This window comes from Lentzea terrae (assembly GCF_003265345.1).
GTDB classification, from domain to species: Bacteria; Actinomycetota; Actinomycetes; order Mycobacteriales; family Pseudonocardiaceae; genus Lentzea; species Lentzea terrae.
On record NZ_QFWW01000021.1, the window covers coordinates 307,701 to 317,126 of the forward strand.

General features: G+C 69.4%; 15 protein-coding genes. 9 read left to right on the top strand and 6 right to left on the bottom strand.

The window, feature by feature from the left end; all coding sequences use genetic code 11:
- Window positions 1-124: 124 nt before the first annotated feature.
- The 3 genes from DI276_RS26830 to DI276_RS26840 all read left to right on the top strand — a co-directional run bounded on the left by DI276_RS26830 (window position 125) and on the right by DI276_RS26840 (window position 2,071).
- Window positions 125-988 carry a helix-turn-helix domain-containing protein gene (locus DI276_RS26830; protein WP_112268203.1) on the top strand — a complete coding sequence of 288 codons (864 nt, stop codon included), beginning with the start codon at window positions 125-127 and terminating at the stop codon, window positions 986-988.
- Window positions 966-1,124 carry a DUF397 domain-containing protein gene (locus DI276_RS26835; RefSeq protein ID WP_112268205.1) on the top strand — a complete coding sequence of 53 codons (159 nt, stop codon included), beginning with the start codon at window positions 966-968 and terminating at the stop codon, window positions 1,122-1,124. The genes DI276_RS26830 and DI276_RS26835 overlap by 23 nt, the downstream gene beginning before the upstream one ends.
- A 77-nt stretch (window positions 1,125-1,201) precedes the next feature.
- Complete coding sequence (locus DI276_RS26840) at window positions 1,202-2,071, top strand: pentapeptide repeat-containing protein (RefSeq protein ID WP_232836936.1); 870 nt, start codon at window positions 1,202-1,204, stop codon at window positions 2,069-2,071.
- On the opposite strand, the gene DI276_RS26845 is transcribed toward DI276_RS26840, so the two are convergent.
- Together DI276_RS26845 and DI276_RS26850 are read right to left on the bottom strand one after the other, a co-directional pair.
- A complete protein-coding gene (locus DI276_RS26845; RefSeq protein WP_112268209.1) occupies window positions 2,072-3,115 on the bottom strand; it encodes a 4Fe-4S binding protein in 1,044 nt (347 codons plus the stop codon). It lies immediately after the preceding gene.
- Window positions 3,112-3,939, bottom strand: coding sequence for an alpha/beta fold hydrolase (locus tag DI276_RS26850; RefSeq protein WP_112268211.1), 828 nt, complete (start codon window positions 3,937-3,939; stop codon window positions 3,112-3,114). Before DI276_RS26850 ends, DI276_RS26845 begins: the two co-directional genes overlap by 4 nt.
- Before the next feature lie 99 nt (window positions 3,940-4,038).
- Here DI276_RS26850 and DI276_RS26855 point away from each other — a divergent pair, with 99 nt between their 5' ends.
- Window positions 4,039-4,503 (top strand): winged helix-turn-helix transcriptional regulator, encoded by a 465-nt coding sequence (locus DI276_RS26855; protein WP_112268213.1) that lies wholly within the window; start codon window positions 4,039-4,041, stop codon window positions 4,501-4,503.
- Here the strand turns inward: DI276_RS26855 and DI276_RS26860 are convergent.
- Complete coding sequence (locus tag DI276_RS26860; protein WP_112268215.1) at window positions 4,496-5,542, bottom strand: M4 family metallopeptidase; 1,047 nt, start codon at window positions 5,540-5,542, stop codon at window positions 4,496-4,498. The genes DI276_RS26855 and DI276_RS26860 overlap by 8 nt on opposite strands.
- 158 nt (window positions 5,543-5,700) lie before the next feature.
- Here DI276_RS26860 and DI276_RS26865 point away from each other — a divergent pair, with 158 nt between their 5' ends.
- From DI276_RS26865 to DI276_RS26875, 3 genes are read left to right on the top strand one after another with little or no spacing between them, the layout of a single operon-like run.
- Window positions 5,701-6,150, top strand: coding sequence for an SRPBCC domain-containing protein (locus DI276_RS26865; protein WP_112268217.1), 450 nt, complete (start codon window positions 5,701-5,703; stop codon window positions 6,148-6,150).
- Window positions 6,147-6,476, top strand: a complete 330-nt coding sequence (locus DI276_RS26870; protein WP_232836937.1) for an ArsR/SmtB family transcription factor — start codon at window positions 6,147-6,149, stop codon at window positions 6,474-6,476. The genes DI276_RS26865 and DI276_RS26870 overlap by 4 nt, the downstream gene beginning before the upstream one ends.
- Window positions 6,473-6,943, top strand: a complete 471-nt coding sequence (locus tag DI276_RS26875; protein WP_112268219.1) for an SRPBCC family protein — start codon at window positions 6,473-6,475, stop codon at window positions 6,941-6,943. The genes DI276_RS26870 and DI276_RS26875 overlap by 4 nt, the downstream gene beginning before the upstream one ends.
- On the opposite strand, the gene DI276_RS26880 is transcribed toward DI276_RS26875, so the two are convergent.
- Both DI276_RS26880 and DI276_RS26885 read right to left on the bottom strand, forming a co-directional pair.
- Complete coding sequence (locus DI276_RS26880) at window positions 6,921-7,328, bottom strand: hypothetical protein (protein WP_112268221.1); 408 nt, start codon at window positions 7,326-7,328, stop codon at window positions 6,921-6,923. The two genes, DI276_RS26875 and DI276_RS26880, sit on opposite strands and share 23 nt — an antisense overlap.
- Window positions 7,325-7,879, bottom strand: coding sequence for an RNA polymerase sigma factor (locus DI276_RS26885; RefSeq protein WP_112268223.1), 555 nt, complete (start codon window positions 7,877-7,879; stop codon window positions 7,325-7,327). Before DI276_RS26885 ends, DI276_RS26880 begins: the two co-directional genes overlap by 4 nt.
- A gap of 125 nt (window positions 7,880-8,004) precedes the next feature.
- Between DI276_RS26885 and DI276_RS26890 the strand changes: the two genes are divergently transcribed.
- Window positions 8,005-8,214: a hypothetical protein gene (locus DI276_RS26890; protein WP_157984963.1), complete on the top strand. Its 210-nt coding sequence runs from the start codon at window positions 8,005-8,007 to the stop codon at window positions 8,212-8,214.
- Window positions 8,215-8,217: 3 nt separating this feature from the next.
- On the opposite strand, the gene DI276_RS26895 is transcribed toward DI276_RS26890, so the two are convergent.
- The gene (locus DI276_RS26895; protein ID WP_112268227.1) at window positions 8,218-8,709 is read right to left on the bottom strand and encodes an FBP domain-containing protein; all 492 of its coding nucleotides are present in this window, start codon (window positions 8,707-8,709) and stop codon (window positions 8,218-8,220) included.
- 67 nt (window positions 8,710-8,776) lie between these two features.
- Here DI276_RS26895 and DI276_RS26900 point away from each other — a divergent pair, with 67 nt between their 5' ends.
- Window positions 8,777-9,346: a TetR/AcrR family transcriptional regulator gene (locus DI276_RS26900; protein ID WP_112268230.1), complete on the top strand. Its 570-nt coding sequence runs from the start codon at window positions 8,777-8,779 to the stop codon at window positions 9,344-9,346.
- The last annotated feature ends 80 nt before the right edge of the window (window positions 9,347-9,426 follow it).

A 9,426-nucleotide genomic window follows, 5' to 3' on the forward strand; every position in this document is an offset into this window, starting at 1 on the left:
GCGACGTGCCTGCACCTGCCGGGGACACCTTCGTGGGTTTGGAAGACGGCCAAACAGCATGCTTTCAGGTTGATCTGCGGGCAATGGGTGGAGCCAAACGGACGCGCGGTTCTACCGTCCCTGCATGCCTTTGCGGAAATCCACGGTGCGCGGCCGCGAGTTCGGTGACGCGATACGGGCGCTGCTGCGGGCGGCCGGCCTGACCAACCGCGCCGCCGCCGAGTTGCTGGGCTGGCAGGAGGCCAAGGTCTCGGAACTGATCAACGGCAAGGACGGCACCACGGACGTGGACCTGGCCCAGCTGCTGGGTTTGCTGCGCACGCCACCTGCCGAGTTCGACCACCTGATGGCCCTGCACCGCGAGACGAACGTGCGGGACTGGTTGCAGCCCACCAAGTCCGGCATCACGGACCGAGCGCGCACACTGCGCGAGCACGAGAAGATCGCCTCGAACATCGTCGGCTGGTCGATGAACGTCGTGCACGGCATGTTGCAGGTGCCCGAATACACACGACACCTGGCGCTCGCCAAGCCGTTGTCCCCGGATGAAGCGCATACGTTGGTGGAGAACCGGACCGCCCGGCAGAAGGCGGTTCTGGACGGGTACCGGACTGTCACGATCTTCATGCACGAACAGGCGCTGCGGCTTCCGGTCGGCGACGAACGCGTCATGGCGGAACAGCTGCACCACCTGCTGCGCCTGTCGGTCCGGCCCTACCTCACGATTCGACTGATTCCCACCGCGTTCGGCCCGCACGCCGGCCTGGCAGGAGACTTCGACCTGCTGAAGTTCAAGAAGATCCCGCCGATCGTCTACGTCGAGAGCGAGGGGGCTAACGTGTTTCTCGAAGATCAGCCTTCTGTGGATCTCTACGACACCGTGGTGAAGTCACTCGGACGGACGGCGTTGGACGAGTCTCAAACGAGGAAGCTGATCACCGAAATCATCGGTGAGGAGGCTCGTGATGACCAGGTGGCGCAAGAGTAGCTACAGCGCGAGCGACGGCAACTGCGTTGAGGTGGGCCGAGGCGTCGGGGTCCGGGACAGCAAGTCGCCGTCCGTCCGGCTTCCGCTCACGGCCCACCAGTGGACTCAGCTGCTGCGCTTGGTCAAGTCGAGCTAGCTCCGCCGATGGAAGCCGATGACTTCCGCAGGCGGCTCGTCCCCGGCGCCGACCTGCGCGGAATCACCTTTCCTCGCATGGACGACTTGCACGGAACAGATCTGCGCGGTGCAGACCTCCGCGGCGCCGACCTCCGCAAGATCACCTGGTGGGGTGCCTGCAGTGCCGAGCTCGCCAAGGTGAACCTGTCCGGTGCGGACCTTCGCGGGGCTGAGATCGAAACCCCGGACTTCGACGGAGCCAACCTCAGGGGCGCCAACCTCTCCGGACTTGATCTCCGGCGCGACCAGTTCGAAATGACCAGCTTCGAGCGTGCCGACCTCACCGAGGCCGACCTGTCCGGCGTCAACGTCGACGGCGGCAGCTTCGACGGCGCGATGCTGGACGGAGCCAACTTCGCCGGCGCCAGGCTGACGTCCTGCACCTTTCGCAACGCCAGCCTGCGCGGCACGAACTTCACCGCGGCCGTGCTCCCCAGCGACCTCTCCGCGTTCGGCGGCGCCCGTTTCGACTCTTCTACCCAATGGTCCGAGGCCAGGCACGCACAGGCTGTCGCCAACTCGGTCACCGGACTCGACGGCGTTCACGTGTTCAACTCACCCGCGCCACCCGCGCCGGCCGTTGCGCCGACGCCACCCGCTCAGCAGCCTCGGCGCAACGGGACAGTGGCGGGCCGCGTTGCCGCGGTTCTGTTCGGAGCGGGTTTCATCGTCTACGCCGTGCTGTTGGCGACAGGCCAGGTCGGCTTCGTGGGCAGTTTGATCGGGCGCGGCACCGATGTCTCCGAACGCGTGGTGGGCGTGCTGGCCATGAGCCTGCTGGGGTTGACTCTCGTGGGTGGCGGGGTCTTCGGATTTCCCGAGGATTCGCCGAGCCGCGGGCGGCGCTCTCGCGGCGGCGGCGGCGTCGACGCCGACAGTTGCGGCTGTGGCATCGACGCCGACTGATCAAGGCTTCTTGGCCGGGGGTTGCCAGCCGCCGCTGACCTCCTTGGTGGGCTTGTGGGGGAAGCGGCGCTGGGCGTACTCCTGCGCGGGCGAGCCCGGCAGGACGTAGAGGGTCTCCGTCTTCTCCTGCAGCGGCCGCAGCACGGTGTCCATGAAGGACTTGCGGTCGTCGAGGTACGGGCCGAGGACGTCCTCGCCGGCGGGACAGACGGCCAGGCAGTAGCCGGACTTGTAACCGGGCGGCGAGGCGAGGCTCTGCCACATGGAGGCGCTTTCGGAGTCGGTGACCCTGGCGCGGTAGTCGGCGGCGTCCGCGCTGTCGGCCACCGTCTGCACCCAGTCGGTGAAGCCGCTCATGAACTCGCGGTAGTTGTGCGTCGCGCAGCCCAGCGCGTCGAAACCGCCGTCCTTGCGGATAGCGCCGATCGGGCAGGCGGCAACGCACAACTTGCAGTCGATGCACGGGTTGTAGTCCAGCGCCTGGCCGTATTCGCTCACCTCCGCGTCGACCAGCACGGTGGCCAGCAGCACGAAGCTGCCGAACTTCGGGTGGATGACGTTGCGGTGCAGGCCCATGACGCCGAGCCCGGCAGCCACCGCGACGGTCTTGTGCGCGACCACCCAGATCCGGCCGGGATAGCGGTCCATCTCCTGCGGGAAGCCGACCGACGGGTTGAGCGCGCGGTGACCGGCGTCCTGCAGCGCCTGGGTGACGCTGCGGGCGGCGTGGTTGGCGTGCTCGTCGGTCTGGTGGAACTCCTGGTTCGCGACGCTGCGGGCCGGGGAGCGGCAGTTGTCGCGGTTCATCCGGAACACCATCGAGACCAGCGCGCGGGTGCCGGGCAACGCGGTCAGCACGTGCTCGCGTTCGCCGGCCAGGTCGGCGTGGTCCAGGCTGACCACGGCAGCGTCGTCCGCGCCGGCCGCGAGGCACAGTTCGCGCAGCCAGGCGGCGTCGATCACGGCCGGCGGGCTCGCCTTGCGCCGTGCGAGCACGGCCTGCACCGACGGGTGTGCGGCCAGTTTGGCCGGGAGCCTGGTCATTTGACCGCCTCCAGCAGCACGTCGGGGCGTTCCAGGGCGAGGAAGTGGCCGGCGTTCGGGACCTGCGTGAACTCGGCGTCGGGCAGCAGGTGCCGGTTGGCTTGCCGGTCGGACGGGCGGGACCAGTCCCGCTCCCCGTAGACGAGGTGGATCGGCGCGGTGACCTCGGGGTACCGGGCGCGGGCGGCGATGAGGCTCGGCAGGTTGCGGTACACGGCGCGGGCGACGGTCGAGTAGCCGGGATGGCGGCCGACGCTGAGCAGTTCGTCCAGGTAGTCCTCGCGCAGTGCGGCCGGGTCGGCGAGGCCGCCGCTCAGGACGGCGCGCATGACGGGCTTGGGTTCCAGCCGGGCGAGCAGCGGCCCCACCCCTGGCGCGACGACGCCGCTGATGATCAGCCGGGCGAGCAGGCTGGACCTGGCGATGCCGCCGGCGTAGTCGTAGGCGTTCACCGCCACGACCCGCCGGACGCGGTTGGGCAGGTCAGCCGCCGCGGTGAGAGCGAGCACCGCGCCCATCGACTCGCCGAGCAGGGTCACGTCGTGCAGGTCGAGGTGCGTGACGAGTGCTTTGACGGCGTCGCGCATGGCGGGTTCGTCGTAGGACGCGCCGGGCACGATCTCCGAGTGCCCCATTCCCGGCAGGTCCAGCGCGTACACGGTGTACCGCTGCTGCACCAACGGGATGAGGTGGCGGAAGTGCTCGGCCTGGGTGCGCACGGTGTGCAGCAGGACCAGGGGCGCGCCGCTGCCACCGCTCAGATAACGCAACCGGCCGTGCGCTGCCGTCTCGAGGAAGTGGCTGCTCGTTCCGGGGATGATCATCTGCACCTCGTGGCAGTGTGTTGTGTTTTCCAACCGACTTGCGGTTCACGGTAGGTCAGTGAGTTGGAAAACACAACACACCGGGATTAGGCTGGGAGGATGACTGAACCGCTGCCTGTGCGCATGGCCGACCTGCCGCTCGGGGTCCGTCCGTGCTCGATGGCGGCGGCGCTGGAGGTCCTCGGCGAGCGCTGGTCACTGCTCGCTCTCCGGGAGATCGGCTACGGCGTGCACCGCTTCGCCCGCATCGCCGGCTACACGGGCGCGTCCCGCGACCTCCTCGCCGACCGGCTGCGCAAACTCGAGGCCGCCGGGGTCGTGGAGCGCCGCCTCTACAGCGAGCACCCGCCGCGCCACGAGTACCACCTGACCGAGGCAGGCCGGGAGCTGTTCCCAGTAATGCTCGCCCTCACCGAGTGGGGCGACCGGTGGGCGGTGGACAGTCCCGCCGTCGTGCGGCGGCACGCATGCGGCCAGCCGCTCGAGATCGAGCTGGTCTGCCACCACTGCGGCGGGCCGGTCTCACGCGACACGATCCACCTCGAACTGGGCGACGTCAGCTGATGCCGACGTCGTGCCACGACGCGCGCACCACGTTCGCGACCTCGGCGCCGAACAGCGCCTGCGCGGAGGCCACGGTCGCGGAGGCCGCCTCGGCGAAGTCGGAGTTCACCCGGAGCTTGGTGGCGAGGGCGTCGTACCAGACCTTGCCGGCCTTGTCCCAGGCGTTGCCGCCCAGCCGCGTCGCGACGAGGTGGAAGGCCTTGTTGGGGATGCCGGAGTTGATGTGCACGCCGCCGTTGTCGTTGCGCGGGTTGCCGTCGTCGGGCAGGTCGACGTAGGAGCGCATGTGTGCGGGCTGGCGGTCGAGCTGGTGGGCCGTGCCGGGGTCCTTCATGGACCGCAGTGCGACGCCCTGCAGTTGTGTGCCGAGGATGCCCGCGCCGACGAGCCAGTCGGCCTGGTCCGCGGACTGGCCGAGCGTGTGCTGCTTGACGAGTGAGCCGAAGACGTCGGCCATGGACTCGTTCAAAGCGCCGGACTGCTTCCGGTAGCGCAGGCCGGCCGTGTACTGGACGACACCGTGGGTGATCTCGTGGCCCACCACGGAGAGGTCGCGGGCCAGGGCGCCGGGCTGGAAGACCTTGCCGCTGCCGTCGCCGTAGACCATCTGGGTGCCGTCCCAGAAGGCGTTGTCGAAGCCGCGGCCGAAGTGCACCGTGGACACCAGCTTGAGGCCGTTGCCGTCGACGCTGTGGCGGCCGAGGACGTCGCGGTAGAAGTCGTAGGTCTTGTCGGCGTTGTCGAAGGCGTCGTTGACGGCCGGGTCGCCCACCGTGCCGTCGCCCTCCTTGCGGCGCATGACGCCGGGCAGGTTGCGTTCGTCGCCGCCCTGGACGTCGTGCACCGCCTTGAACTCGGCGCTGGGTCCGCGCAGCTGGGCGGCGTTGAGATCGAGGAACTGGACGGCCTCGGTGAGGGTGTCGCGCTGGGTGCGCAGGACGGCCGAGGCGAGCAGGGTCGGGATGGTGTCGCGGATGTCGACGTTGCCGGCTTCGGCCAGCTCGATCAGCAGGTGCGCGGGCAGGATGAAGCAGACCATGTTTCCCCCTGGTTCCCCTTGTAACAGGGGAGGAGGGGCCGCTTCGCGCGCAAATACACGTCGTTCCACAGGGTTGTGCAACCAAAGGTTGCGCCAGCACGCCGCTCCGGTTAGGTTGATGCGCAACCGTTGGTTGCATTGACCCGAGGAGAAGTCGCATGGAGTACGGAAGCATCGAACGCGAACTGCGCATCGACGCCGCTCCCGAGGTGGTCTACGAGGTGATCAGCTCGCCGGAGCACCTGCGCGAGTGGTGGCCCGACGAGGCCGAGCTCGATCCGGTGCCCGGTGCGAAGGGCACGATCACGTTCGGCGAACCCGGCTCGCCGGACGCGAAGGTCGAGGAGCTGACCGTCGTGGAGGCCGATCCGCCCCGCCGGTTCGCGTTCCGCTGGGTCGGCGACGAGGACGGCAACTCGCTGCTCGTCACCATGGACCTCGTCCCGTCCGGCACCGGAACCCTGTTGCGCTTCAAGGAAACCGGCTTCCGCGAACGTGGCTGGGAGGCCGCCGTGCTGGAGCAGGCCTACGCCGATCACGTGCGCGGCTGGGACCACTTCCTGCCGCGGCTCGTGGCCCGCGCCAACAGCCTGGTCGCGCGGCCGTGATCGACGACGACCTGTGGTCGGCCGTGGGCGACCCGACCCGTCGGCGGATGCTCGACCTGCTCCTCGCGGACGGCGGCGGCACGGCGACGACGCTCGCCGAACGGTTGCCCGTCACGCGGCAGGCGGTCGCCAAGCACCTCCTCGTGCTGGACCGCGTCGGGCTGGTGCACGCGACGCCGTCCGGTCGTGAGCGGCGCTACGAGGTGGACGAGGCGCAGCTGGCCCGTGCGGTCGCGCAGCTGTCCGCCGTGGGCGCGTCCTGGGACGCCCGGTTGCAGCGGATCAAGCGGATTGCCGAGCGGATTCAACGAGAGGCCCAGTCATGACGACCACAGCGCGCGGTTACTCGACTTCCTACGTCGTCGAGCAGTCACCGGACGAGGTGTTCGCGGCGATTCTGGACGTCGGCGCCTGGTGGACGGGCGAGGTCGAGGGGCGGGCCGACGAAGTGGGCGCCGAGTTCACCTACCGGCACCCGCCGCAGCACTACAGCCGTCAGCGCGTGGCCTCGCTGGAGCCGGGCCGCCGGGTGGTCTGGCAGGTCACCGACAGCCACCTGGCGTTCGTCTCGGAGCCGGCCGAGTGGACCGGCAGCGAGATCGTGTTCGACATCGTCGCCGTCAAAGGCGGCACCGAACTGCGGTTCACGCACGTCGGTCTCGTACCGGACGTCGAGTGCTTCGGGGCGTGCTCGACGGCGTGGCTGCACTACGTCAACGGCAGCCTGCACAGCCTGATCACCACCGGACAGGGCCTGCCCGATCCGTGGTTCAGCGCCGAACCCACTGAGTGACGACAGGGGTGCCGTCCGAGGTGGTCACCCGGATGCGCACCAGACCGGGTGGCACCTCTGTCGCGATGAACCAGCCATCGGTGATGGGCACCGCACGGCGTGACCGCGGCGTCTCCACCACCGCCTCGCCCTCGGCACCGGTGACGAGCCCCCGCACCACGTCGTCGCTGATCTCCAGGCTGACGGTGACTCGCGCGGACTCGAACGCCAGCGTGAGCGGACCGTCGCCGCGCACGAGCGCCTCTTCCTCGACCAACTCGGCCAGTTCGGCGTCGAGGGTCCTGAGTGCGAGCGCGGCGCTGGCATCGCGCAGCACGCCCGCCGGCACCGGGTCGAACTCGTCGGCGGCCGCGCGCAGGACGTCGAGGAAGTCGTCGTCGTTCATGACCGCTCCTCCAGCAGCTCGTTGCCTCCGACCAGCGCTTTCAGCTTGCCGAGGCAGCGCTGCCGGATGGGCCCGATGCTGCCGACCGGCATGTCCAGCGCGAGCGCGACGTCGGCGTACGCGGGCGGCGGCGAGGCCATCAGCACCCGCAGCAGACGCCGGCACCGGTCCGGCAGCTCCTCGAAGACGCGCCAGAGCGCGGTGTCGCGTTCTCTGGTGAGCAGTTCGTGGTCGACGCCGGGCGCGGGGTCGGGGGAGTCGGCGATCTCCTCCGCCGGTTCCGGCAGACGGCCTGACCTGCGCAGCAGCTGCAGGCACTCGTGCCGCGCGGTGGTGGACAGCCAGCCGGCGAGCCGCTCGGGCTCGGCGATCCGGTCGAGGTGCTCGACCAGCTTGATCCAGGTGCACTGCACGGCGTCGGCCGCGTCGGCGTCGCTGAGCCGGTAGGCGCGGGCGATCGACCACAGCAGCCCGCTGAACTGCCTGACCAGGGCGTCCCACGCACTCTGGTCACCACGCGCGGCCGCGGCCACCAGCGCCGGGATGTCCATGTGGACATGATGCCCCGCGCGGCCGTCCAGATCCGGTTGTGCGGGTGGCGGCTTGTCCTTTTTGGGGGAACACGGTCTTGTTTCGCGTAATGCGCGTCACAAACCGGCGTCTCGGGTGCATGCTGATGTCCAGCAGCTCGACCCGAGGACTGATGATGATGACCAGTGCGACCGCGGCCCCCCACCACAACTGGGAGTCCGATCTGGAGCATTACCGCAGCCGCGCAGTGCACGTGCTCGACACGCACCTGCCCGCCGCGACCGGCTGCACCGAGTGCGGCGAGCCGTGGCCCTGCGCCCGTGCGTGCACCGCCGAGCTGGTGCTGGAGCTCTGACCTCTACGAGTTCACTCGATCGAGGAACGCGCGCACGCCGGTGACCATCCGCTCGACCTGGTCGTCGAGCGTGATCGACTCCTTGAACCGCGACCCTGGCCCCGCGCTCTTCTTCCCGCGCACGTACAGCGAGCACGCCAGGTCCGCGCACACGTAGGCGCCGACCGAGTTGCCCAGTTGTCCGGACTTCCCGGCCTTGCGCGCGGTCATCAACGACACCCCGTCCCCGGGATGCGTGGTCAGGCACCACGCGCACATGGTCTTGCGCGCGTGCCCGGCCTGCGACGCCCGGCGCAGCGCGATGCCGACGAGCCGGCCGTCCAGCTCGATCACCAGATAGGAGCGGTCGGGGGCGGCGGGGTCGCGCCAGCCGAGGAAGTCCAGGTCGTCCCACCGGCGTTCGGCAAGATCCCTGGGCACGTGCATGCGCTTCGCCTCGCCCTTGGTGGAATTGACGAAGGACGCGCGGATGTCGGGTTCGGTCAGCGGCTTCATGGCCGACGACGCTAGGCTTGCCTAGAGGTCCTAGGCAAATAATTAAGGACCTTAGGAAGGGTGACGCATGGCACGTGCGGGGCTCACCGCCGAGCGCCTCACGCAGGCGGCCGCGGAGCTGGCGGACGAGGTCGGCTTCGAGAACGTGACGGTGTCCGCGCTCGCCCGGCACTTCGGTGTGAAGGACGCGTCGCTGTACTCGCACATCCGCAACGCGCACGACCTGCGCGTGCGGCTCGCGGTGCTGGCGCTGGCCGAGCTGGCGGAGCGGGTCGCGGCGGCGATCGCCGGCCGTTCGGGCAAGGACGCGCTGGTGGCGTTCGCGCAGGCCTATCGGACGTACGCGCACGAGCACCCCGGCCGGTACACGGCGACGCAGATGGCGCTGGACCCGGACACGGCGGCGACCAGCGCGGCCGCCAAGCACGCCGAGATGACGCGGGCGATCCTGCGTGGCTACGACCTGTGGGAGCCGGATCAGACTGACGCCGTGCGGTTGCTGCACAGCACGTTTCACGGCTACGTGTCGTTGGAGCGCGCCGGGGCGTTCCACAGTCACCCGCGCGGAGTCGAGGCGTCGTGGCTCAGATCCCTCGACGCACTCGACTCACTGCTGCGTTCGTGGCCTACCGACTGATATGTAGTGGCCTCGTGTCAAGGGGCAAGGTGAGGCGCCCGCAAGGATGTTCCTGGCGGGCGCCTCGTGCTTCGTCGCGG